A 23,199-nucleotide genomic window follows, 5' to 3' on the forward strand; every position below is an offset into this window, starting at 1 on the left:
TCACATACTGTCCTAAACCACGGAGGCCGACCTGTGCCGGTGACCGCGTCATTGTGATTTCGGGCCAGCGCCCGATACCCGCGGCGTGCCGCGGTAGGTTTCGAGCAGAGTTGCGCGCTTCACTACACCTTCACCTGCCTGCCCTGCAAGCACGCAAGCATGGATAAACGCATTCTGGCCCATCTGCTCGTCCAATTCCGCCCCGGTGAGCAGGTGAAAGGCGGGAACTTCCGCCTCTGCCCCTGTTCCGAGGTGCCAGGCCTTTCGGGCCTGGTCGATCTTTCTCACACCATCTGGCGCGGCATCCTGCGAATGGAAGACCGCGATGGCTTCTCCGCTGCGCACCGCCGCCTCGACCTTCGCCGCTCCGGTGATGAACTGGCCGGCCTTGCGGGCCATATTCATCATCCCGATCAGCTGCGTGACCAGAAGCCGCTCGACCACGGACCCGAGTTCCGGATCCGCCTTTACATCCCGTTTCAGTGCCCGGGCAAAGAGCTTCTTCGCCACGGCCTTGTCGACGGCCTCGCGGCTGGGGCTGACCCAGCAGCCCCGGCCCGGAAGCGCCCGCTTCAGATCAGGGACCACGGTCCCGTCGGGTGCCGCCACGAAACGCAGAAGCGTCTCGGGCGATCCGCTTTCGCGGGTGACGATGCACATGCGTCCGTTCACGTCGGAGAGGTCGAAGTCGTCTTCGGCCTCTGTCGCGTCGGGCGTCTGCGCGCCCATCACGTTGCCTGCTCGGCTTCTTCGCCTTCGAGTACGCCTTCAGCTTCGACTTCGGCTTCGGCCGCGAGGTCTTCCTCGGTGATCCAGCCGGCTGAGAGGCGGGCCTGCACGATCATGGCTTCAGCTTCGGCGCGCGAGATGTCGAACTTCGAGAACAGGCCCTCGAACTTCTTGGTCTCGCCGTCCTTGCGTTCGCTCCAGCCGATCAGGTCGTCGGCAGCGCAGCCGGCGAAGTCCTCGACCGTCTTGATGCCGTCTTCGCCGAGCGCGACCATCATCTGCGAGGTCATGCCGTCGATCTGGCGCAGTTCGTCCGCAACGCCGAGTTCGCGGCGCTTCGCATCCATCTCGGCCTCGATCTTCTCGAGGTATTCGCGGGCGCGGGTCTGGATTTCTTGCGCGGTGTCTTCGTCGAAGCCATCGATCGACGCAATTTCGTCGAGCTCGACATAGGCAACTTCTTCAACCGCAGCAAAACCTTCCGATGCCAGAACCTGGCCGACCATTTCATCAACGTCGAGCGCATCCATGAACAGGTTCGTACGCTCGTTGAATTCCTTCTGACGACGCTCGGATTCTTCCGCTTCCGTCATGATGTCGATGTCCCAGCCGGTCAGCTGCGATGCCAGGCGAACGTTCTGACCGCGACGGCCGATGGCCAGCGACAGCTGCTCATCCGGAACCACGACTTCGATGCGCTCTGCATCTTCGTCGAGAACGACCTTGGCGACTTCAGCCGGCTGCAGGGCGTTGACGATGAAGGAGGCCGGATCCTGGCTCCACGGGATGATGTCGATCTTTTCACCCTGCAACTCGCCGACGACGGCCTGAACGCGCGAACCGCGCATACCGACGCAGGCGCCGACCGGATCGATCGAGCTATCGTTCGAAATCACGGCGATCTTGGCGCGCGAACCCGGGTCACGGGCAACCGACTTGATCTGGATGATGCCGTCGTAGATCTCAGGAACTTCCATGGTGAAGAGCTTCACCATGAACTGCGGATGGGTACGCGACAGGAAGATCTGCGGGCCACGCTGCTCGCGACGCACGTCGTAGACATAGGCGCGGACGCGGTCGCCGTAGCGGAAAGCTTCGCGCGGGATCATCTCGTCGCGACGGATAATGCCTTCGCCACGACCGAGGTCGACGATGACATTGCCGTATTCGACGCGCTTGACGGTGCCGTTGACGATCTCGCCGACGCGGTCCTTGAATTCGTCGAACTGGCGGTCACGCTCGGCTTCGCGAACCTTCTGCACAATGACCTGCTTGGCCGACTGGGCAGCGATACGACCGAAGTCCATCGGCGGCAGCGGATCGGCGATGAAGTCGCCGAGCTTGGCATCGACGTTGCGGTCACGGGCCAGCTCAAGTGCGATCTGGGTCGCGTAGTCCTCGACCTTCTCGACCACTTCCAGAAGACGCTGCAGACGGATCTCGCCGGTCTTGGAGTTGATGTCGGCGCGGATGTTGGTCTCGCTGCCGTAGCGCGACCGAGCAGCCTTCTGAATCGCGTCGGCCATGGCGGCGAGCACGATTTCGCGGTCGATCACCTTTTCACGGGCGACGGCATCTGCGATCTGCAAGAGCTCAAGCCTGTTAGCACTGACTGCCATTGTCTTAGGTCTCCGTCTTCACGCCCGGGCATCGGCCTCGGGCTATAGGTCAAACGTTATTCTTCGCTGTCGTCTTCGTCGTTCTGGTTCGCGGCCTGCGCCTTGGCGAGCTTGTCGGCTCGGAGCGCGTCACGGATCAGATCGTCCGTCAGAATGAGCTTTGCCTCGGCGAGGGTATTGAAGGGGATAACCACCTTCGGTTCTTCGCCATAGGCCACCTGATCGCGTTCCAGGGTAAAGCCGTCCTGGTTCACGTCGGTAATCTTGCCGCGGAAGCGCTTGCGGTTGTCGACGAGGATCGACGTCTCGCACTTCACGATATGGCCCTGCCAGCGGCTGAAATCCGACTTGCGAACCATCGGGCGATCGATGCCCGGCGACGACACTTCCAGATGATACGCCTTGTCCACCGGATCCTCGACGTCGAGAACCGGGGAAACTGCCATCGATACGGCTTCGCAATCTTCGACGGTCATCGTGCCGTCGGTGCGTTCTGCCATGATCTGCAGTGTCATTCCGTTCTGGTTCATCATACGCACGCGAACCAGCTTGAAATCCATCGCGACGAGCACGGGCTCGATAATCTCTGCGATACGACGGTCAAGGCCCGTCTCGATGATGATCCGTGCTTCGCCGAGTTCCGGCTTCGGCATGTCTTCGGACAATCGTTTTACTCCCGATTGGCTGTGATCGCCAATAAAAAAGAGCGGGTCCTTCCGGGCCCACCCTTCATCTGTCGATCAAGAATTTGAAGCTCATATAGCCGACCGCCCCGGCTTTTGCAAGCTTTTAGCCGAAGGGTGAAAACAAACTTGCCATCCATGCGTTGCGCAAGGCAAGGTTTGACCCGCCGCAGCTGTTTCCAAACATGGTTGTGGCCAGAGAAGTTCAAGACATGTCCACACACGAAAGCCGTTCCCCGCTCCTGCCGCTGCGCAACGAAGCCTATCGCCGGATCTGGCTTGCCAGCATCTCGTCCAATCTCGGCGGCCTGATCCAGGGCGTTGGTGCCGCTTGGATGATGGCCTCGATCTCGACCTCCGAAAACATGGTAGCGCTGGTCCAGGCCTCTAACACCGGCCCCATCATGCTGCTCTCCCTGATCGCCGGAGCCATCGCCGACAGCTTCGATCGACGCCGCGTCATGATCGCCGCCCAGCTCTTCATGATCGTGGTCTCGGCCCTTCTGACGCTGTTTGCCCTGCTTGATCTAATCACGCCCTGGGCACTCCTCGCCTTCACTTTCCTCATCGGCTGTGGCACCGCGCTCAACAACCCGTCGTGGCAGGCTTCAGTCGGCGACATCGTACCGCGCGCCGATCTGCCGGCTGCTGTCTCGCTCAACAGCATGGGCTTCAACATCACCCGCAGTGTCGGCCCCGCGATCGGCGGCATGATCGTCGCCGCCGCCGGAGCGGCAGCCGCCTTCGCCGTCAACACGCTTTCCTACTTCGCCATCATCTATGCGCTTTTCCGCTGGCGACCCAATATCCCGAAAAACCCGCTTCCCCGCGAGCAGCTGGGCTCCGCGATTGGCGCCGGCCTGCGCTATGTCGCCATGTCACCCAATCTCGGCAAGGTGCTCTTCCGCGGCTTTGTCTTCGGCCTCACGGCAACGGCAATTCTCTCGCTGCTGCCGATCGTCGCCCGCGACCAGTTGGCCGGTGGCCCGCTCACCTTCGGCGGCCTGCTCGGCGCCTTCGGCCTCGGTGCCATCTTCGGTGCGCTCGCCAACCAGCGCGCCCGCGAACTCCTGTCGAGCGAGGATATCGTCCGCGCCGCCTTCGCCGGCTTTGCCGTTGCCGCTGGTGTCACGGGGATCAGCGCCTCGGTCTGGATCACGGCACTGGCGCTGATGGTGGCCGGCGCCTGCTGGGTCCTGGCGCTTTCCCTGTTCAACACCGTCGTCCAGCTCTCGGCTCCCCGCTGGGTCGTTGGCCGCGCGCTCTCGCTCTATCAGACCGCCACCTTCGGCGGCATGGCGACCGGCAGCTGGCTGTGGGGCAGTGTCGCCGAAAGCTACGGTTCCGGACACGCACTGGTGGCTTCAAGCCTGTTGATGATAGCAGGCGTCTTCATCGGCTTTTTCCTGCCCATGCCCGCATTCGCCACCCTCGATCTCGATCCGCTCAACCGTTTCAACGAGCCGTCCCTGAAGCTCGACATCCGCCCGCGCAGTGGCCCGATCGTCATTCATGTCGATTTCGAGATCGCCGACGAAGACGTTCCGGAATTCCTGAGGATCATGGTCGAGCGCCGCCGCATCCGCCTGCGCGACGGCGCACGCAACTGGACGCTGATGCGCGACCTGGAAAACCCTGACATCTGGACGGAAACCTATCACGTGCCGACCTGGGTCGACTATGTTCGCCACAACCAGCGGCGCACCAAGGCCGATGCCGAAATCACCGATCGTCTGCTCGAACTGCATCGCGGCGACAGGCCGCCCAAGGTCCACCGGATGATCGAACGTCAGGCAATCCCACCGGCTGACGACGTCTTCCACCAGTCGCACATCGATCACCACTAATGGCGGGTATCAGCGCAGCTTGGCCTTGAGGTCTGCACTCGGATAGCAGGTGGGTTTCATTCCGTTCTTCGCCTGCCATTCGCCGAGCGACCGCCGCGTCTTGAAGCCGGGCAGGCCATCGACCTTTCCGACATCATAGCCTTGAGCGACCAGGGCTTGCTGCATGGCGAGCACATCCGAGCGCAGCATCTTGCCGACATCGCCCCAGGGCGCCCTGAAGGCGCCACCACCGCTCGCGATGCGGTCGGCCAAATTGCCGATGAACAGCGCATACAGATCGGAATTGTTGTATTCCTTAAGCACATAGAAATTCGGCGTCACCAGGAATTCCGGACCATAGGTGCCGGCTGGCACCAGCATCATCGCCGGCTGCGAGGCCTCCGACGACGGGAAGGCCCGACCGGAGATCCGGGTCAGCCCGCCGCTTGCCCAGGCGGATACCGCCTTTGCCCTGTCCGGCCCTTCCTGAGCACAGGAAACGCCGTCGGGAATGGTGATCTCGTAACCCCAGTCGCGACCTCTCTGCCAGCCACTCTTGACCAGATAGTTGGCTATGGATGCCAGCGTATCCGGCACCGAATTCCAGATGTCGCGCTTGCCGTCGCCGTCGAAATCGACGGCGTATCTCAGGTAGCTTCCCGGCATGAACTGCGGCTGTCCGAGCGCGCCTGCCCAGGAGCCCATCAGCCTGTTGGCACTGACATCCCCGCTCTCGACGATATGCAGGGCCGAAATCAGCTCCTGCTGGAACATCGGCTTGCGCGTCGACATGAAGGCCTTGGTCGCCAGCACGTCGATCGCCGGATGCGGCAGCTTCGCCCGGCCATAACCTGACTCGCGCCCCCAGATCGCGACGATGATCGAGCCGGGGACACCATAGGTCGCCTCGATCTTGCGGAGCGTCGCCGCATGCTGGCTCGCAAGCGTCCGCCCGGTCGCGGCCAGTCCCTGCAGGCGCTTCTCGTTGAAATAGGACGCGGGCGAGCTGAATTCCGCCTGGCTCTGCGTTCGCTCCTTCGGCGGCGCAGTGCCGGGAGGCACGAGATCCGGCAGATCCCAATTCAACTGTACGTTCTGAAGCGTCCGGTCGAAAACCTCTTTGCTGATCCCGCCTTCCTGAGCGGCGCGCCAGAGATCCCCCGCGATCCACTGCCGGAACTGCGCCTCGACGGCGCTGCGGGAAGCCGCAGCAGCCGGTACTGCCAAACTCCCGGCCAGCAGCAGTGAAACGGTGGTCATCAGCCACTTAAGTGGCTTGCGGATGCGTGCCATCGGTTCTTCCTCGCGGTCAGATCGTGGTCCGGGCCCTGATCGCCGCAGACAATGTTCCCTCGTCCAGATAGTCCAGTTCGCCCCCGACGGGCACGCCATGGGCAAGCCGCGTGATTTTCACGTCGAGCCCTACCAGGTGGTCGGTTATATAGTGTGCTGTGGTCTGCCCCTCGACAGTGGCATTCACAGCGATAATGATCTCGCGGATCCCGCCTTTGGCCACCCGGTCGATCAGCCCCTTGATGTTGAGATCATCGGGCCCGATGCCGTCGAGCGGCGACAGCGTGCCGCCGAGGACGTGATAGGCGGCATTCATCGCGCCCGCCCGTTCCAGTGCCCAGAGATCGGAGACATCCTCGACAACGATGATGACGGACTGGTCGCGAGCGACGTCCGTGCACACGGTGCAGGGGTCGATCGTATCGACATTGCCGCAGCAGGAGCAGATCTTCACCTTGTCATAGGCCTCGCCCATGGCATGACCCAGGGGGCCCAGAAGCTGATCCTTCTTCTTGATCAGATGCAGCGCCGCACGCCGTGCCGAGCGTGGTCCAAGCCCCGGGACTTTCGCCAGAAGCTGGATCAGTTTCTCAATTTCAGGGCCGGTGACTCGTTTTGCCATGGCGGCGTTTCTAGCCCATATAGACGCCAAACGGAATCGCCGAAGGAGCGCTCCAGATGAAAATCCTCGCTGTCTGCCTCGGTCGACCCGAGACCCTGCCGGGGAAGAAATACAAGACCGGCATCAACAAGCTCGCCATCCAGGGCCCTGTTATGGTCGATGCGGAAGGTCTTGTCGGCGACGCGATCCTCAATCGCAAACACCACGGCGGCGTTGATCAGGCCGTCTATATCGAGGGCTCCATCGATCTCGACTGGTGGCAGGCCGAACTCGGCCGCGACCTTCCCTATGGCACCTTCGGCGAGAACTTGGTGATCGAGGGGCTGGAAAGCGCCATGTTGGCAGCCGGCGACAGGTTGGCGATCGGCGAGGTGCTCCTGGAAATCACCTCAGCCCGCATTCCCTGCGCCACCTTCGCGGCCAAGATGGGCGAGCCCAGCTTCGTCAAGCGCTACACGCGCGCCGCCCGCCCGGGCGCCTATGCCCGCGTGCTTCAAGGCGGCATGATCGAAGCTGGCCAGGCCGTCGCGTTCACCCCCTGGAGCGGCGACCGTGTGACGATGCGCGAGATGATGGCGACCTTCGGCCGCAGGCTGAGCGACGCCGATCGAGCCCGCTACATGGCGGCTCCGGTCCACTACAAGATCAAGGACGCAATCCGCGCAGGCGAGATGTGAGCCTCCGCCAAAGGTCGTAAAGCCGCCCGGCTTTACCCGCCCCATACTTCTCGCCATCATGCCGCCCGCTTGGAGGAGCGATGGACCCGAGGAGAATAGAGCTGACCGCAGCCGATGGCGTGCGGCTGACCGGTCATTGGTGGCGGCTGGAAGGGGCGTCTCCATCTACAACCGTGATCATCAACCCGGCAACCGGCGTCCACTCCCGCTACTATCACCGCTATGCCGCCTATCTCGCCGAAAACGGCTTCTCCGTCCTCACCTATGATTATCGCGGTATAGGGCTCTCCCGTCCCGAAAGCCTCAAAGGGTCGACCTTCACCTGGCGCCAATGGGGCGAGCAGGATTTTGACGCGGCCCTGCGCCATGCCTTGCAGGAGGACAAGACAGGACGCCTGCTTGTCGTCGGCCACAGCATCGGTGGTTTCCTGCCCGGCTATTCGCCGGCGGTCGGACGCGTCTCGGCTATCCTCTCGGTCGGTGGGCAATACGGCTATTGGGGGGACTATCTGCCGGCCCGCCGCCTGCCGCTCTTTTTGAAATGGCATATCGCGATGCCGGTCATCACTCTTGCAATCGGCCATTTTCCCGGCAAGCGCCTTGGCTGGCTGGAGGATCTGCCGAAGGGGGTCGCCTATGGCTGGGGGCTGCAGCAGGGCAGAGCGGAGCAGGGGCTGACCCGCGAGGCGGCCGAAGTCATGCGCGACCGGTTCGCCACCGCAACCTGCCCGATCCTCAGTGTTGCCATGTCGGATGACGAGATCGCGACGCCGAAGGCGATAGATCGGGCGATGCGTTATTATCGCCGCGCGCCAGTGACCAAGGTGCTGCTCGCACCAGAGGACTTGGGCTTCGCCCAAGTCGGTCACTTCGATCTTTTCCACGCCCGCCATCGGGATGGCTTCTGGCGCGAAACCCTCGCGTTTCTGCGCGAGGGGAAAAACCCGTGGAATGATCGGGTCTATCCTTGACGGACCCGATCAGCAGTTTTTGTCAGAACGGGAACTTCATCCCCGGCGGCAGCGGGATGCCGGCGGTGAGTGCCGCCATCTTTTCCTGCGCCTGAGCTTCGCCCTTGTCCTTGGCGTCCTTGTGGGCAGCAACGATCAGGTCTTCGAGAATCTCGACATCGTCTTCCTTGAAGAGCGACGGATCGATCTTGAGGCTGCGCATCTCGCCCTTGCCGCTGAGAACAACGGTCACCATGCCGCCGCCGGACTTGCCTTCGATTTCGAGCGCAGCAATCTCTTCCTGCATCTTCTCCATCTTGGACTGCATTTCCTTGACCTTGCCCATCATGCCCATGATGTCGCGCATTACCGTCTCCTTGGATTGTTGTCGTGTTCTGCGAGAAGAGCCTTCGGCCCTAGAATTCGATGTCGTCGCCCGGCAGGATGTCGCCTTCGGCGGATTCGGCTGCCGCTGGCGGCGCCGCGACAATGTCGTCGTCCTCGATGGCGGCCGCCTTGATCCGGACGTCGGTCACCTTGGCGCCGGGAAAGCGTGCGAGGATCGCGGCCACGTCAGGATCCTGCCGCGCATCGACCAGCCGCGCCTCGCGCGTTGTCTTCTCGACTTCGACCAGCGTCGGCGCGCCCGCCTCGTTGGACAGCGTCACCCACCAGGTGATGCCCGTCCACTCGCTGAGCTTCATCTTCAGCTCGTTGACGATCGTAGGTGGGCATTGCGATTCCAGACGAATTTCCAGCCGGCCCGGCTCGATCTTCACGAGATGCACGAACTGGCGCAGCTGAGCCCTGAGGACCGGCGCGCGGTTCTTGGTGCAGAGATCGGCGATATCATCAAGCGTCTCTACGCGGACGCCTGGGATCACTGCTTCCTCGGCCCTGGCTTCCCGCCGCTCCATCGCTTGCGGCAGCGCGTCACCAGCCGGCACGCTCTGCAGATGCGCAACCGGCTGGCTCATCGCCGGGCGGGGGGCACTGTCCTGCGAGGGTTGGCCCACGGCCTGCACGCGCATCGCCATCGAGGCCCCACCACCGCCGCCATTCGGCCGCGGCGCAGAAGGCGAGCGATCTCCACCACCTTCACCATTGGAAAGTTCAAGCAGGCGTCGCGCCGCATCCTCGGGCGAGGGCAGATGCGCGGCATGCGCAAGTCGGATCAGCACCATTTCGGCGGCCCCTGCCGGTCGCGATGAAGCCTCGGCTTCCGGAATGCCCTTGAGCAGCATCTGCCACATGCGTGACAGCGTCGTCACCGCCACGCTGTCGGCGAGATCGGCGCCCCGCACGCGCTCGACTTCGGAAAGCGAAGGATCCTGCGACGCAGAGGGAATGTATTTGAGCCGGGTCACCAGATGGGTGAAGTCGGCAAGATCGGTCAGCACCACGGTCGGGTTCGCACCCGCTTCATACTGGCTGCCGAATTCGGAAAGGGCTGTTGCCACATCACCGCGCACGACATGCTCGAAGAGATCGACGATACGGGCGCGGTCTGCGAGACCCAGCATGGAGCGCACGGCATCGGCATGCACCACGCCGCTGCCGTGGGCGATCGCCTGATCAAGCAGCGACAGACCGTCACGCGCCGAGCCTTCGGCCGCGCGCGCAATCATCGCCAGCGCGTCTTCGTCCGCCTCGATGCCTTCCTTGGATGCGATCGTCGAGAACAGGCCGACAAGATCGCCCGCACTGATACGGCGCAGATCGAAGCGCTGGCAGCGCGAGAGAACGGTGATCGGAACCTTGCGGATTTCTGTCGTCGCAAAGATGAACTTCACATGCTCCGGCGGCTCTTCCAGCGTCTTCAACAGCCCGTTGAAGGCCGCCGTCGACAGCATGTGCACTTCGTCGATGATGTAGACCTTGTAGCGCGCCGAAACCGGGCGGTAGCGCACCTGCTCGATGATCTCTCTGATATCATCGATACCGGTATGCGAGGCGGCGTCCATCTCGATCACGTCGACATGTCGGCCTTCCATGATCGCCTGGCAATGTTCGCCGGGGATGCGAAGGTCGATCGTCGGCTTGTCGATCTCGGGCGTCTTGTAATTGAGTGCGCGCGCCAGAATGCGCGCCGTCGTGGTCTTGCCCACCCCGCGCACGCCGGTCAGCATATAGGCCTGGGCAATGCGGCCGGTCTCGAACGCATTGGTCAGGGTCCGCACCATCTGCTCCTGGCCGACCATCAGGTCCGTGAAATCCTTGGGGCGATATTTGCGGGCGAGAACGCGGTAGCCGCCGGGGGCGGGCGTGGCCTCTGCTGTCGGCTCCAATTCGCTCATCGCGCTGCCAGCTTCCCCGTTCGCCCGCTTCCGGGCATGGCACGGCCCGTGTTGAAACAGGGGCCGGAAATGAAGATGAGGTGGGAGGCTGGCACGATGACCCGTGCCGTGCTCGTTGGGGCTGCTTCCTTCCGGACCTGACCCGGTTGGCGAGTGGCTCGTCCACCACCAACCTCCCAAGGAGACATATCGGCAATTACGTCGCCAAATGCAAGCCAAGCCAAAAAAAAACTGCTAGTCTCGCAGAAAACGTGAGGGAGAAAACGCCTTGCAGCCATTCGTCCTGGATGACCGCCTCGCGAGGGACAGCGAGTCGATCCTGAAGCTCGGCCTCTGTGACCTGAGGCTGGCGAGGGACAGTCGCTGGCCCTGGCTTATCCTCGTGCCGCAACGTCCTGATGTCTCAGAGATCTTCGACCTGACCCCGCTCGATCAGGCGCTCCTGACATTCGAGCAGGTGACGGTCGGGACGGCGCTGAAGAAGATGACCGGTGCCGACAAGATCAACATCGCCGCCATCGGCAATATCGTGCGCCAGCTTCACGTGCATGTCGTCGCACGCAGCGAGAATGATCCGAACTGGCCCGGCCCCATCTGGGGCTTTGGCCAGTCTGTCCCCTATGAGGAAAAGGCCTTCGAGGCGATGAAGCACAGGATACTTGAAGCATTCCAATGAAGAATTCCATTTTCCTCAATCGTGCCCCCCATCTTGAACCCAGCGAACTCACGGCCTTTTCCGGCAACAAGCTCGACCGTGACAGCGAACATCGCGACGAGACCTCGCTTGAACAGGCACTCAAGGTCGAGGGCATGCATATCCTCGCCTTTTCCGGCGCTCAGCTTGTCTTGAAGCATGATGGCCAGGTTCTCGATCCGCTGTTTGCCCCTTACGAGCTCGCGGATCTCCAGCCGAATTTCGATGACGCCATTCTGCTCGGCCACCGTGCCTCCGGGGAACCGCGTCTGGCAGTCCCCGTCAATGTTCCCCCGGAAGCGCTCGCCGCGCACTACAAGCCCGCCGACCCCCGTGCGCTTTTCCGCGATGCCCTGATCGGTGACGAACTTTTGGGCGAAGTCGCCCAGGCCCTCAGCCTCCTGCGCTGGAACGCCGACAACAAGTTTTGCGGTCGCTGCGGCGGCACGATGGACACCCTCATCGGCGGCTACAAGCGCAAATGCGCCGCATGTAGCCACGAGATCTTCCCGCGCACCGATCCGGTCGCCATCATGCTGGTGGTCGATGAAAAACAGGATCGCTGCCTGATGGGCCGCAGCCCGCGCTTTCCGGCGGGCATGTATTCCTCGCTCGCCGGCTTCGTCGAGCCGGGCGAGACGATCGAAAACGCAGTCCGCCGCGAAACGCGCGAGGAGTCTGGCATCACCGTCGGGCGCGTCCGCTATCACGCCTCGCAGCCCTGGCCGATGCCGCATCAGCTGATGATCGGCTGCTATGGTGAGGCGACGAATTTCGACATCACTTTCGATACCGCCGAACTCGAAGACTGCCGCTGGTTCACCCGCGACGAGATTGGCCGGATGCTGTCAGAGGGTTCAGCCGATGGCAGGACCCTGCCGATCCACGGCACGATCGCCCGTCGTCTGATCGAGGATTGGTACGAGTGGCGGCACTGAGCAATTCCGGCCAAAGTGCGTAGCGGTTCTGCGGCCGGAATTGCGCGAAAACAAAAATAGAGCGTTCCGGCGCTTCTTTTCGCCGGAACGCTCTATGCCGCCACCGTAGTGATTAGAGCTTGCCGCGCATCTCGTGCGCCTTGTAGACGCCGAGGATGCGAACCTTCTCGGAGAAGAAGCGCAGTTCTTCCAGTGCCCGCTTCACCGGCGCATCGTCCGGGTGCCCCTCGATATCGGCATAGAACTGTGTGGCAATGAACTTGCCGCCGATCTGGTAGCTTTCGAGCTTGGTCATGTTGACCCCGTTCGTCGCAAACCCGCCCATCGCCTTGTAGAGGGCTGCCGGAATGTTGCGCACGTTGAACACGAACGTCGTGATGAACAACTCTTCGTCGCTCACGCGCTTCGGCTCGTCTTCGTCGCGGGATAGCACGACGAAGCGGGTGACGTTGTTCTCCGAATCCTCGACGTTCTCGGCGATGATGTCGAGCCCGTAGAGCGGCGCCGCCAGCCGCGGCGCAAGGGCTGCCATCGTGCGGTCGCCCTTCTCCGAAACCAGTTTGGCAGCTCCCGCCGTATCGCCGGCGACGACCGCTTTCCAGCCATGGCTGCGAATGATCTTGCGGCATTGGCCGAGCGCATGGATATGGCTGTGGACAGTGCGGATCTCGTCCAGCTTGACGCCCGGCAGTACCATCAGCTGGAAGCGGATCGGCATGAAATACTCACCGACGATATGCAGGCGCGAGAGCGGCAGCAGGTAATGGATGTCGGCGACGCGACCGGCGAGCGTGTTCTCGATCGGGATCATCGCCAGATCCACTTCTCCCGTCTCCAGCGCCACGAAGGCATCCTCGAAGGTCGGGCAGGGCAGCGGCTCCATTTTGGGGAACATGTCGCGGCAGGCCATGTCGGAATTGGCGCCGTAGTCGCCCTGGAAGGAAATCTTGTTCGTCGGTGCCAAGGGATCAGTGTCCTGCGTTTGAGTAGGATGCGGAAAGAATACGGCGTGCTTTTTCAAGGTCGGCGGGCGTGTCGACGCCGAGCGGCACGGTTTTCACGATCTGGGCATCGATCCGCATGCCGGCTTCCAGCGCTCGAAGCTGTTCGAGTGATTCCCGCCTCTCGAGCGTGGACGGGCGCAGAGTAACGAAGCGTTCGAGCGCGGCGCGCCGATAGGCATAGAGCCCGATATGGTGATAAAGCGGGCCTGCACCGTAGGGCGCAGTCGCACGCGTGAAATAGAGCGCCCGCAGCCTGTCCTCGGAAAGCGGCGAGCCGATCACCTTGACCACGTTCGGGTTCGTCTTCTCCTGCTCGTCCGCGATTTCGACGGTGAGAGTTGCGATGTCGACTGCAGGATCTTTGAGCGGCTCGAGCGCCGCGCGGATGGTCTGCGCATCGATTGTCGGCAGATCGCCTTGAACGTTGATCACGATCTCGGCCACGCCGTCGGGGTCCATCTTCGTCAACGCCTCGTAGATGCGATCCGAACCGGACTGGTGATCGCCGCGCGTCATGACCACTTCGAACCCTGCTGCCTTGACGGCATCGAAGACCCTCTGGTCATCGACAGCGACGATGATTCGCCCGACTGCCGCCTCCTGGGCCCGCTTCGCGACCTGCACGATCATCGGCAGACCTGCGATATCGGCCAGCGGCTTGTCCGGAAGACGGGTGGACGCCATGCGTGCCGGGATCAGGACCAGGGTTTTGGCGGCTCCGCCTTCATTCATGTCCATAACCCCTTCAAATCCCCATACAGAAGTGTCAAATAGTCCCAGCCGCGGGACCATAATCGTGTTGCAAGTGTTATGCAAAAGACATAGGTTCCGCGCGATTTCAAGATCGTCCGGTTGCTCATCGGCCGGCTGCACGGGGAGCTTTGCAGATGAACTCTTATACCAACATGGGCGTGGGTGCCTTTCTCGGCACCGTCTTCGTCCTGATGTCTGTGTCAATCGCATCGGAAGGGATATTCCATTCTGAAGCGCCTGAGCAGGAAGGCTTCGCCATCGTGGCCGAAGAAGCCGCTCCGGCTGACGCAGCACCGGAAGTCGCCGCCACTCCCATCGCAGTCCTGCTTGCCAGCGCCGATGCAGCCGCGGGTGAATCGTCTTTTAGGAAGTGCGCGAGCTGTCACACCGTCGACAAGGGCGGCGCCAACAAGGTTGGCCCGAACCTCTATGGCCTTGTCGACCGTCCCATCGCCTCGCATGAAGGCTTCAGCTATTCTGCTGCTATCCGGGAATTCTCGCAGGGCGGCAGCGAGCTCTGGACGTGGGACCACCTGAACGAATTCCTCCTCGCTCCCAAGCAGCATATTCCTGGCACATCTATGGGTTTTGCCGGCCTGAAGCAGGATGCCGAGCGCGCCAACGTGATCCTCTATCTGCACACCATGGCCGACAGCCCGGTTCCGCTGCCGTCGCCTGAAGATGCTGCTCCGGCTGAAGATGCTGCCGCGCCTGCCGATGCTGCTCCGGCCGAAGACGCCGCTGCACCTGCGGATGCCCCTGCCGACGCCGCTCCTGCCGAAGCTCCGGCTGATGCTGCTCCTGCAGATGCCGCCCCTGAGGCTCCGGCTGATGCTGCCCCGGCTGAGCCTGCACCAGCACAGCCTGCAACGCCCTGATCGTCATCGCCTCTAGGCTTTGACAGTTTGAAGACTGCGCCCGGCCCTTGTTGGCCGGGCGTTTTGTTTTTTGAGCGTCAGAGCAGGAGCAGCGCCCAAAGCGAGACGGTCGCCACGCCGGCGGCAGTCGAGAGAGTAATGACCGAGGCCGCCAGTCCCTGGCCGACACCGAAGCGGTTTGCGATCAGCCAGGCGTTGATGCCTGTCGGAACGGAGGACGTCAGAACGAGTGCCGCCGTCCATTGCGGGGAGAGGCCGAGCAGCGTGGACGCGAGCCAGACAACTGCCGGCATCAGGCCGAGCTTCAGGAGCGAGATACCCGTCGCGATCCTGACATTGCCTGCCATCCCGTATTTGTTCAGCGTCATGCCGAGCGAAATCAGCGCTGCCGGGGCTGCCATGCCGGCCACCTGAGCGACGATGCCGTCGATCAACGCCGGAACGGGCGTGCCGAGAAGCTGCAGCAAAACCCCGCCGGCAAGACCGATGATCAGCGGATTGCGCACCAGATTGCCACCCACCTGTTTGGAAACCGCGAGCACACCAGCGGCCTTGCGTCCTCCGCTTCTCTGCTCTGCCCGCTCCATCGCCAGAACGCCGGCGATCATCATCAGCGGCAGATGCACGGCGAGCAGAATCGACATGGCGACGATCCCTTCCGGTCCGACGGTGCGTTCGACCAGCGGCAGTCCGATGAAGACATTGTTGGCAAAGGATGCGGAAACGCCTGCGAGCACGCCGACCTTCTGGTCGCGTCCAAAGACGCGCGTTGCCAAAAGATGGCCGACGATCCAGGTAATCAGGACTCCGGAGAAATAGGCGATCCACAGCCGGAACGGCGAGGCGCCGTGGAAGTCGGCATTGGCGATCGTCCGAAGCAGGAGGAGCGGCACCGCGACCTTGAACACGAAGTCGCCCAACCCGTCACCGATCTCGGCGGTCAGGATCTTCAACCGGACGAGCGCCCAGCCGAAGAGAATGAGTATGAATATGGGAAGGACGTCCTGGGCAACGGTGGTCATGAAAATCGACTCGTCATGGCAAGAAAGCCCTTCTTAGGCCTCTTGCCGCGCCCGGCCAATCCATCAGAAACGACAAAAGCAGGCGAAAAGCCTGCTTCGACGCCCGGCCACACCGGGGTGGGATCTGCCGCCAGTACATCCGTGGTCGGCTTTCCCGCACGGAACCGTCATGGTCCGGTGGAGAGACCAGGGGAGATGGTCATCTACGGCGGTTTTCATACCCGCCTGATGTAACGACGAGATGACGTCGGCCTGCTTTTCCCTTCCCATCGGCGGAAAAACGGCTATGACCGTCAGGCCAAGCAAACGGAGCCCCGGACCTCATGAGCCAGTTCGATGTCCTGACGATCGGCAACGCCATCGTCGACATTATTTCTCGCTGCGACGACCAGTTTCTGATCGACAATGCCATTACCAAAAGCGCAATGAACCTGATCGACGCCGAGCGTGCCGAACGGCTCTACGGCATGATGGGGCCGGCTGTGGAAGCCTCCGGCGGCAGCGCTGGCAACACGGCGGCCGGCATTGCCAATTTCGGCGGCAAGGCCGCCTATTTCGGCAAGGTGGCAGAAGATCAGCTCGGCGAGATCTTCACTCATGACATCCGCGCCCAGGGCGTCCATTTCGAGACCCGTCCGCTCGGCAGTCAGCCGCCGACGGCCCGCAGCATGATCTTCGTCACTGAAGACGGCGAGCGTTCGATGAACACCTATCTCGGCGCCTGCGTCGAATTCGGCCCCGAAGATGTCGAGCCCGAGGTCGTCGCCAAATCCAAGGTGACCTATTTCGAGGGTTATCTCTGGGATCCGCCGCGCGCCAAGCAGGCGATCCTCGACTGCGCCCGCATTGCCCATGAGGCAGGCCGGGAGATGTCGATGACGCTCTCCGACAGCTTCTGCGTCGGCCGCTACCGCGCCGAATTCCTCGATCTGATGCGTTCCGGCACCGTCGATATCGTCTTCGCCAACGAGCAGGAAGCCCTGTCTCTCTACGAAACGGACGATTTCGCCCGCGCGCTTGATCTGATCTCGAAGGATTGCAAGCTGGCCGCCGTCACCATGGGCGATCAGGGTGCGGTCATCGTCAAGGGGGAGCAGCGCATCCGCGTGCCCGCGACGAAGGTGGAGACGGTGGTCGATACGACCGGAGCCGGCGACCTCTTCGCGTCTGGCTTCCTCTATGGCTACACGAATGGTCGAAGCTTCGAGGATTGCGGCCATCTTGGCTGCTATGCGGCGGGCGTTGTCATCCAGCAGATCGGACCGCGACCGATGATGTCACTTGAGAAGGGTGCCTCGGCGATCGGCCTCATTTAAAGGCCTCGCCCGGATAAGCGCCCCAGATCTCGTTCTGGGAGATCCAGCCGCTGACGCCGCTGGTCTCGGCCTGGCACCAGTTGCCGTTGCACTCCCTGAGCCGGAGCACGACACCCGGCTCGAGCTTGGCAATGACCTGAGCCGACGAGTTCGAATCGCGGCGCATCATGACATAGACACTGTCGCCATTGCCGCGCATCCACGGGGCGGCAACCGCCGTCCGCTCGCCGGTAAGCAGGGTCTGGTTCACCCAGCCCTCGGTGCCGTCGGCGTCGCGGATCTGCCGCCAGTTCTCGTATTCGCGGATGATTTCGACCGGCAAGCCGGATTTCATGTAGCGCCAAGAGACGGCGTAGTCGGTGCTCGGACCGATTCGCAGGTTCACTCTTTCAGCCTTCAGACTGACGAAGCGCGGCAGCGGCAGCCCGCTCGAACCCTTGGTCGTGGATTGCGCATGACCGGCGATCGGGCCGGCCACGAGAGACAGCGCAAGAACGCTGAATGCAATGCTGACGCGGCACAGATTATGAAACATGGTCATTCCGGGCTAAGCTGTAGAAATGAAGGGCTTTCTGACCACCCCGAGACGCGTCGCGCGTATCAGGGACAAATCCGCCGCCATCCGACGAGTTTTGTTTGTCTTCGCCGACGGGTTTGGTAGAAATTGCCTTCCTGAGAAGCGAAGTATCCCGCGACTTGGTTAATGAGTTCTGAAGAAGGCATCGATCCGGCCCATGACGAACAGGAAAAGACCCCAGGTCTATATCACGCGGAAACTGCCCGATGCCGTGGAAACGCGCATGCGCGAGCTCTTCGATGCCGAGTTGAATGTCGATGACAAACCGCGCACGCGCGAAGAATTGATCGCCGCCATCAAATCGGCAGATGTGCTGGTCCCGACGGTGACCGACCGAATCGATGCAGCCCTGATTGCGGAGGCCGGCCCGCAGCTGAAGCTCATCGCCAGCTTCTCGAACGGTACGGATCATATCGACATCGATGCCGCGGCGAAGAAGGGCATCACCGTCACCAACACGCCGAATGTTCTCACCGAAGACACGGCCGACATGACCATGGCGCTGATTCTCGCCGTTCCGCGCCGACTCGTGCAGGGTGCGCGCGTGCTGATGGATAAGCCGGGCGAATGGGAAGGCTGGTCGCCCACCTGGATGCTCGGACGCCGAATCTGGGGCAAGCGCATCGGCATCATCGGAATGGGCCGCATCGGCACGGCCGTTGCCCGCCGTGCCAAGGCCTTCGGCCTGTCGATCCATTATCACAACCGCAAGCGGGTCAGTCCGGCAACTGAGGACGAGTTGGAGGCGACCTATTGGGACAGCCTCGACCAGATGCTCGCCCGCGTCGATATCGTATCGGTCAACTGCCCCTCGACGCCAGCGACCTTCCATCTGCTCTCGGCCCGTCGTCTGGCGCTGTTGCAGCCGACGAGCTACGTCGTGAACACGGCGCGCGGCGACATCATCGATGAGGATGCACTGGTTCAAGCCCTGCGCGCCGGCAAGATCGCCGGTGCTGGTCTCGACGTGTTCGAGAACGAGCCCGCGGTCAACCCGAAGCTGGTCAAGCTCGCCAACGAGGGCAAGGTCGTGCTCCTGCCGCATACCGGTTCGGCGACGATCGAAGGCCGCATCGACATGGGCGATAAGGTCATCATCAACATCAGAACCTATTTCGACGGCCACCGCCCGCCGAACAGGGTGCTGCCGAGCCGCAACTGAGCCGCGTCAGGTCAGTCGCTTCTGCATCTCGATATAGGTCGGGCGGTCATAGCCGGCATGGCTCTTCTCGGCGGTTCTGACGAATCCCCAGGCGCCGAACCGCTCATGGTTCCCGGTCAGTTCGATCCGGGTCTCTAGCCGCAGCGCCCGTTTGCCTAAGCGTTGGGCGATCGCCTCGCCCTCGGCCAGCAGTCGGCCACCGATCCCCTTGCCTTGCGCCTCTGCGGCAACCGCGAGCTTGCCGAGATAGAGAAATTCCGGTTCAGGACGCAGAAAGGCGCAGCCCACGAGGTTTCCGTTCAGTTCGGCGATCAAGCCGATCTCGTCACGAGCCTTGTCTTTCATGGAGCCGATGGTCAGGCGATGCGCGGAGGAGGGCGGGTCGATCACGCCGTCCATATAGGCGAAGGACGCCATGATTAGCGCCAGCAGTTCCTCGTAATGCGAATAGCTCTGATCGATCTGACGGATGACGATGCTCATGTTCATGCCCGGCGTTTGTAGCGGATGGTATCGAAACGGGCCGCAAGCCCATCATACATCAACAGCCGTCCGACCAATGGCTCGCCGATCCCGGTGATCACTTTGATTGCCTCCATCGCCATCAAGGTGCCGATCACCCCCGTCAACGCGCCGATGACGCCAGCTTCTGCGCAGGCCGGTATCAGGCCCTCTGGCGGTGGCTCGGGAAAGAGATCGGTATAGCGCGGATACGCCATCCCATCCGGCCCGCTCTCATAAGGTTTCAACACTGTCACAGTTCCGTCGAAGCGACCGACAGCGCCTGTCACCAGCGGCACCTTCGCAAGTTCGGCGGCATCCCCTGCCGCATAGCGCGTCGAGAAATTGTCGGATCCGTCGATCAGCAGGGTGAAGCGCGGCAGGTAATCGCGCGCGAAGTCAGTATCGAACCGCTGCTCGTATCTCACGACACGGCAATGGGGGTTGAGCCGCGCAATAGCCTGGGCCGCGCTTTCGGTCTTCTTTTCACCCAGCGTGCCCGTGTCATGGATAACCTGCCGCTGGAGATTGGAGAGCGACACCCCGTCGTTATCAACGATCCCGAGCGTGCCGACGCCAGCCGCCGCCAGATATTGCAGCACCGGTGAGCCAAGACCGCCAGCGCCGATCACCAGCACGCGCGCGGCTTTGAGCAGTTGCTGCCCATGGCCGCCCACTTCTGGCAGCAGGATATGGCGGTGATAGCGGGAGAGTTCTTCGGGCGAGAGCGGGTCCATGGGTCTACCTTGCCACCCGAGAATGGAGATGAAAAGCGCACTCACGCATCGATCTGCCCATCTGTCACGGTGACGAACTGCGCCCGGTCGCCCAGTGCAGAGAACATCGCTCTGTCCGTGCCCGTCATGAAAGCTTGGCCGCCGAGTGCATCGATGCGGGCAAAGAGCGATGCCCGCCGGCCCTCGTCGAGATGTGCGGCGATCTCGTCGAGCAGCAGGATCGGCGCAAAGCCCGTCATCGTGGCAACCAGTCGCGCATGAGCAAGCACCAGCCCGATGAGGAGAGCCTTCTGCTCCCCCGTTGAGCAGCGCTCGGCGTCCATGTCCTTTTCGATATGTCGGACCATGAGATCCGCGCGGTGCGGTCCATCCAATGTCCGGCCGGCTGCCGCATCCCGATGGCGGGATTGTGCGAGGATCTCGATATAGCGCTCTTCGAACTCAAAGGCCGGCAGGTCGGCCAAGTCATCGAGAAAACCGGTCAGGGCGAGCGAGGCCGATGGAAAGGCGGAGGTTTCCCTGTCCGCCTCGATCAGGCCGGAGAGCAATCCCAGCATCTCGCGCCGTGCGGCCGCCATGGCAACGCCCAGCGCTGCCATCTGCTGCTCGATGCCGGAAAGCCAGGTCGGATCGAAGCGCCCTTCCGAAAGCAGCTTGTTGCGGCTGCGCATGGCGCGCTCGAAATCGCTGGCACGTCGTCCATGCGCTGGGTCGAGGGAGAGAACCAGCCGATCAAGGAACCGGCGCCTGTCGGAAGAGGAGCCGGTGAACAACCCATCCATGGCCGGCGTCAGCCAGAGGATGCGCAGGTGGTCGGTGAGCTCATCGACCGACTTTGCCGGGCCGCCATTGATCCGGAGACGCCGGACGAGGTTGCCTTCCTCCGTGGTCTCCGTGCCGGTGCCGATATCGGCCTCGCCGGCCATGCCCTCGATGGCGGCAAAGACGGTGAAGCTTCCGGAGGCGCCAAGACGCGGAATGTCGGAGAGTACCGCACGGCGCAGGCCACGCCCGGGTGAGAGGAAGGAGATCGCTTCCATGAAGTTGGTCTTGCCGGCCCCGTTGTCGCCGACCAGCACCACATGCCGTCCGTCCAGCGCAAGGCCTGCCTGCGCATAGTTGCGGAAGTCTGTGAGTTTGAGCCGCTGGATCTGTGTCTTCTGGGTCATCGGTCGGATTCGCTGTCGCCTTGAGCTAGGCCGAATGTGCCGTGAAGGCAAGGCGCAAGCGCGCTTTCCGGAATTTGCCGAGGTGTGCGGCGCTTGGCGACATGAAACTCTTTTCCAGACGTGTTAGTTTTGTCGCATTGCCGCCGCCCTGGAGCTCAGGCCATGTCCCAGCATTCCGATGATCTGACCCCCGAAGAAGCCCGACGCGACCACTGGGAGATGCTCGGCTTTCTTGCCCTCAACGCATCGCTCGGTGCAGCAATCGGTTTCCTGGTCGCTTTTGCCATCGTCTGGCTCGACCTCGGCGGCCTTGGCACCTCGCTCTCGCGCTCCAGCCACCCCGTGCTTCCGACGATCATGATGGCCGTGCCCCTGGCGCTGATCTTTGCCGCGGCCGTGACCGCCTCTGCCGTCATGACCATGCCGTATCGCAAGAAGAAGCAGCGCTGATCCGATGCCTTCAGCGCCACGTTTGACGGGGCGTACGTCTTGCGGCATCTAGGCCGCTTGAGAGACGATGGAGAAGATCATGGACACGCAGGACGAGCGCATCACACGTCTGGAAGAGACCGTCGCCCATCAGACGCGGGTCATCGAGGAACTGTCGGACCAGCTGACCGAGCAATGGAAGGTGGTCGAACAGGCCCGGGCCAAGCTGGATCGGCTCACGGAGCGCTTCCTGTCCCTGGAAGAGCAGGGCCTGGAAGCCCCGGCCATCACCCGCCCGCCGCATTACTGAGCGTCACGACCTGTCGTCGCAAAGCCGGTCAGCACGGCATCGACGATGTGTGCTATCTGATCGCGTGACGGGTTGAGCCGACCGGTCAGCAGCCGCTGCCAGCAGAAGCTTGAGAACAGTTCCATGACGAGTGGGATGTCGAGGCCGGAGCGGATATCACCGCGCGCCACGCCCCGCTCCAGGATCACGCCGCTTGCCCGGCAGCGCGTCACTGCGTAGTCGCGCAGCGCCTCCAGAGCCGCCGGATCGCTCTGTGCCTCGGCGATGATCGAGCGGAAAACTTCTCCAGCACTCGTCTTCCAGAAGCCGAGCAGGGTTTCGAGAAAGACGATGAGGTCCTCGCGTGTGTTGCCGGTGTCCGCATAGAAGGTCTCGCCCTTTTGTCTGTGATAGACATCGAGCAGCAGTGCGGCCTTGGAGGGCCACCAGCGATAGATCGTCGGCTTTCCGGCCTTGGCCCGTCGCGCCACCGCTTCGATCGAGAAGGCGGATAACCCGCCTTCACGCAGGATCTCGGCCGCTGCCGTCAGGATGGCGTCCTCGCTGGCCGGGTTCCGCTGTGCGCCGATCGATGTGCGCTTTGTGATGTCAGGTGCAGTCATCGTCACAGGCTGTACTCCTCTGCAATTCCTCTAGCAGAAAAATCTATTGAACGAAACGGCCCGTTTCAATATAAACGGAACGTACCGTTCTAATGGAGCCTCCCATGTCGAATTCGTCTGCATCCCGCCCAACACCGTCTAAGCATCGCCTTGCCCTGCTGATGCTGCTCGTCATCTATCCCTTCGTCACCGGCATTCTCTACGTCCTCATGCCGCTGACCGAGGGATGGCCGATCTGGGCTCGCACGGCACTTCTGGCGCCGATCATGGTGTTGTCTATCGTCTATGGCATCGCACCCGCGATCCACAGGCACTTTGCCTGGTTCATCCTGCGCCAGCCGCGTCTGCTGGCCTGACTTCATGCAAAAAGGGGCGGCCCCTGTCGGACCGCCCCTTGCAAATCTTGTCGCT

At 62.4% G+C, this 23,199-nt stretch carries 26 protein-coding genes and 1 other RNA gene; 11 read left to right on the forward strand and 16 right to left on the reverse strand.

What is annotated here, in order from left to right:
- Positions 1–48: 48 nt before the first annotated feature.
- From D4A92_RS07170 to rimP, 3 genes are read right to left on the reverse strand one after another with little or no spacing between them, the layout of a single operon-like run.
- A complete protein-coding gene (locus tag D4A92_RS07170) occupies positions 49–729 on the reverse strand; it encodes an RNA-binding protein (RefSeq protein WP_069042624.1) in 681 nt (226 codons plus the stop codon).
- Positions 729–2,348 carry a transcription termination factor NusA gene (gene nusA, locus D4A92_RS07175; protein WP_203018986.1) on the reverse strand — a complete coding sequence of 540 codons (1,620 nt, stop codon included), beginning with the start codon at positions 2,346–2,348 and terminating at the stop codon, positions 729–731. Before nusA ends, D4A92_RS07170 begins: the two co-directional genes overlap by 1 nt.
- A gap of 56 nt (positions 2,349–2,404) precedes the next feature.
- A complete protein-coding gene (gene rimP / locus D4A92_RS07180; RefSeq protein ID WP_069043975.1) occupies positions 2,405–3,001 on the reverse strand; it encodes a ribosome maturation factor RimP in 597 nt (198 codons plus the stop codon).
- Positions 3,002–3,243: 242 nt separating this feature from the next.
- Between rimP and D4A92_RS07185 the strand changes: the two genes are divergently transcribed.
- Positions 3,244–4,878, forward strand: coding sequence for an MFS transporter (locus D4A92_RS07185; protein WP_203018987.1), 1,635 nt, complete (start codon positions 3,244–3,246; stop codon positions 4,876–4,878).
- Positions 4,879–4,887: 9 nt separating this feature from the next.
- Here the strand turns inward: D4A92_RS07185 and D4A92_RS07190 are convergent, their stop codons facing one another.
- Positions 4,888–6,120, reverse strand: a complete 1,233-nt coding sequence (locus D4A92_RS07190; protein WP_203019864.1) for a lytic murein transglycosylase — start codon at positions 6,118–6,120, stop codon at positions 4,888–4,890.
- Between the two features lie 46 nt (positions 6,121–6,166).
- The gene (gene recR / locus D4A92_RS07195; RefSeq protein ID WP_203018988.1) at positions 6,167–6,772 is read right to left on the reverse strand and encodes a recombination mediator RecR; all 606 of its coding nucleotides are present in this window, start codon (positions 6,770–6,772) and stop codon (positions 6,167–6,169) included.
- Positions 6,773–6,828: 56 nt separating this feature from the next.
- Here recR and D4A92_RS07200 point away from each other — a divergent pair, with 56 nt between their 5' ends.
- The gene (locus tag D4A92_RS07200; protein WP_203018989.1) at positions 6,829–7,449 is read left to right on the forward strand and encodes an MOSC domain-containing protein; all 621 of its coding nucleotides are present in this window, start codon (positions 6,829–6,831) and stop codon (positions 7,447–7,449) included.
- A gap of 80 nt (positions 7,450–7,529) precedes the next feature.
- The gene (locus tag D4A92_RS07205) at positions 7,530–8,420 is read left to right on the forward strand and encodes an alpha/beta hydrolase family protein (protein ID WP_203018990.1); all 891 of its coding nucleotides are present in this window, start codon (positions 7,530–7,532) and stop codon (positions 8,418–8,420) included.
- A gap of 22 nt (positions 8,421–8,442) precedes the next feature.
- Here D4A92_RS07205 and D4A92_RS07210 read toward each other — a convergent pair whose 3' ends face one another.
- The 3 genes from D4A92_RS07210 to ffs form a co-directional block, all read right to left on the reverse strand.
- Positions 8,443–8,766 (reverse strand): YbaB/EbfC family nucleoid-associated protein, encoded by a 324-nt coding sequence (locus D4A92_RS07210; RefSeq protein ID WP_006725247.1) that lies wholly within the window; start codon positions 8,764–8,766, stop codon positions 8,443–8,445.
- Between the two features lie 49 nt (positions 8,767–8,815).
- On the reverse strand, positions 8,816–10,696 hold the full coding sequence (locus tag D4A92_RS07215) for a DNA polymerase III subunit gamma/tau (RefSeq protein WP_203018991.1): 1,881 nt from the start codon (positions 10,694–10,696) through the stop codon (positions 8,816–8,818).
- 80 nt (positions 10,697–10,776) lie between these two features.
- Positions 10,777–10,873, reverse strand: an RNA gene (ffs, locus tag D4A92_RS07220) — signal recognition particle sRNA small type.
- A 91-nt stretch (positions 10,874–10,964) separates the two neighbouring features.
- Here ffs and D4A92_RS07225 point away from each other — a divergent pair.
- Together D4A92_RS07225 and nudC are read left to right on the forward strand one after the other, a co-directional pair.
- The gene (locus D4A92_RS07225) at positions 10,965–11,372 is read left to right on the forward strand and encodes an HIT family protein (RefSeq protein WP_203018992.1); all 408 of its coding nucleotides are present in this window, start codon (positions 10,965–10,967) and stop codon (positions 11,370–11,372) included.
- Positions 11,369–12,328, forward strand: coding sequence for an NAD(+) diphosphatase (nudC, locus tag D4A92_RS07230; protein ID WP_203018993.1), 960 nt, complete (start codon positions 11,369–11,371; stop codon positions 12,326–12,328). Before D4A92_RS07225 ends, nudC begins: the two co-directional genes overlap by 4 nt.
- A gap of 112 nt (positions 12,329–12,440) precedes the next feature.
- On the opposite strand, the gene D4A92_RS07235 is transcribed toward nudC, so the two are convergent.
- Both D4A92_RS07235 and D4A92_RS07240 read right to left on the reverse strand, forming a co-directional pair.
- Complete coding sequence (locus D4A92_RS07235; RefSeq protein WP_246754090.1) at positions 12,441–13,238, reverse strand: prephenate dehydratase; 798 nt, start codon at positions 13,236–13,238, stop codon at positions 12,441–12,443.
- Between the two features lie 58 nt (positions 13,239–13,296).
- The gene (locus D4A92_RS07240) at positions 13,297–14,064 is read right to left on the reverse strand and encodes a 3-deoxy-manno-octulosonate cytidylyltransferase (RefSeq protein ID WP_203018996.1); all 768 of its coding nucleotides are present in this window, start codon (positions 14,062–14,064) and stop codon (positions 13,297–13,299) included.
- A 155-nt stretch (positions 14,065–14,219) separates the two neighbouring features.
- Between D4A92_RS07240 and D4A92_RS07245 the strand changes: the two genes are divergently transcribed.
- Positions 14,220–14,963 (forward strand): c-type cytochrome, encoded by a 744-nt coding sequence (locus tag D4A92_RS07245; protein ID WP_203018998.1) that lies wholly within the window; start codon positions 14,220–14,222, stop codon positions 14,961–14,963.
- Positions 14,964–15,040: 77 nt separating this feature from the next.
- Here D4A92_RS07245 and D4A92_RS07250 read toward each other — a convergent pair whose 3' ends face one another.
- Positions 15,041–15,985 (reverse strand): AEC family transporter, encoded by a 945-nt coding sequence (locus D4A92_RS07250; protein WP_203019000.1) that lies wholly within the window; start codon positions 15,983–15,985, stop codon positions 15,041–15,043.
- A 323-nt stretch (positions 15,986–16,308) separates the two neighbouring features.
- Between D4A92_RS07250 and D4A92_RS07255 the strand changes: the two genes are divergently transcribed.
- Entirely contained in the window at positions 16,309–17,301 is a 993-nt protein-coding gene (locus D4A92_RS07255; RefSeq protein ID WP_203019001.1) for an adenosine kinase, read from the forward strand.
- On the opposite strand, the gene D4A92_RS07260 is transcribed toward D4A92_RS07255, so the two are convergent.
- Positions 17,294–17,836, reverse strand: coding sequence for an SH3 domain-containing protein (locus tag D4A92_RS07260; RefSeq protein WP_006725238.1), 543 nt, complete (start codon positions 17,834–17,836; stop codon positions 17,294–17,296). The two genes, D4A92_RS07255 and D4A92_RS07260, sit on opposite strands and share 8 nt — an antisense overlap.
- A 199-nt stretch (positions 17,837–18,035) precedes the next feature.
- Here D4A92_RS07260 and D4A92_RS07265 point away from each other — a divergent pair, with 199 nt between their 5' ends.
- Positions 18,036–19,040, forward strand: coding sequence for a 2-hydroxyacid dehydrogenase (locus D4A92_RS07265; protein ID WP_006725237.1), 1,005 nt, complete (start codon positions 18,036–18,038; stop codon positions 19,038–19,040).
- A gap of 6 nt (positions 19,041–19,046) precedes the next feature.
- Here D4A92_RS07265 and D4A92_RS07270 read toward each other — a convergent pair whose 3' ends face one another.
- The 3 genes from D4A92_RS07270 to recF are packed head-to-tail and all read right to left on the reverse strand — an operon-like array spanning position 19,047 to position 21,447.
- Positions 19,047–19,529: a GNAT family N-acetyltransferase gene (locus D4A92_RS07270; RefSeq protein ID WP_006725236.1), complete on the reverse strand. Its 483-nt coding sequence runs from the start codon at positions 19,527–19,529 to the stop codon at positions 19,047–19,049.
- Positions 19,526–20,278, reverse strand: coding sequence for a molybdopterin-synthase adenylyltransferase MoeB (locus D4A92_RS07275; RefSeq protein ID WP_203019002.1), 753 nt, complete (start codon positions 20,276–20,278; stop codon positions 19,526–19,528). Before D4A92_RS07275 ends, D4A92_RS07270 begins: the two co-directional genes overlap by 4 nt.
- 41 nt (positions 20,279–20,319) lie before the next feature.
- Positions 20,320–21,447 carry a DNA replication/repair protein RecF gene (gene recF, locus D4A92_RS07280; RefSeq protein WP_203019003.1) on the reverse strand — a complete coding sequence of 376 codons (1,128 nt, stop codon included), beginning with the start codon at positions 21,445–21,447 and terminating at the stop codon, positions 20,320–20,322.
- A gap of 162 nt (positions 21,448–21,609) precedes the next feature.
- On the opposite strand from recF, the gene D4A92_RS07285 reads away from it, so the two are divergent.
- Both D4A92_RS07285 and D4A92_RS07290 read left to right on the forward strand, forming a co-directional pair.
- Complete coding sequence (locus tag D4A92_RS07285) at positions 21,610–21,897, forward strand: hypothetical protein (protein WP_203019004.1); 288 nt, start codon at positions 21,610–21,612, stop codon at positions 21,895–21,897.
- 79 nt (positions 21,898–21,976) lie between these two features.
- Positions 21,977–22,186: a SlyX family protein gene (locus D4A92_RS07290; RefSeq protein WP_203019005.1), complete on the forward strand. Its 210-nt coding sequence runs from the start codon at positions 21,977–21,979 to the stop codon at positions 22,184–22,186.
- Here the strand turns inward: D4A92_RS07290 and D4A92_RS07295 are convergent.
- The gene (locus D4A92_RS07295) at positions 22,180–22,788 is read right to left on the reverse strand and encodes a TetR/AcrR family transcriptional regulator (protein WP_246754091.1); all 609 of its coding nucleotides are present in this window, start codon (positions 22,786–22,788) and stop codon (positions 22,180–22,182) included. The two genes, D4A92_RS07290 and D4A92_RS07295, sit on opposite strands and share 7 nt — an antisense overlap.
- A gap of 104 nt (positions 22,789–22,892) precedes the next feature.
- Between D4A92_RS07295 and D4A92_RS07300 the strand changes: the two genes are divergently transcribed.
- The gene (locus D4A92_RS07300; RefSeq protein ID WP_246754041.1) at positions 22,893–23,144 is read left to right on the forward strand and encodes a hypothetical protein; all 252 of its coding nucleotides are present in this window, start codon (positions 22,893–22,895) and stop codon (positions 23,142–23,144) included.
- Positions 23,145–23,199: the final 55 nt, after the last annotated feature.

Source organism: Rhizobium rosettiformans (genome assembly GCF_016806065.1).
GTDB lineage: Bacteria > Pseudomonadota > Alphaproteobacteria > Rhizobiales > Rhizobiaceae > Allorhizobium.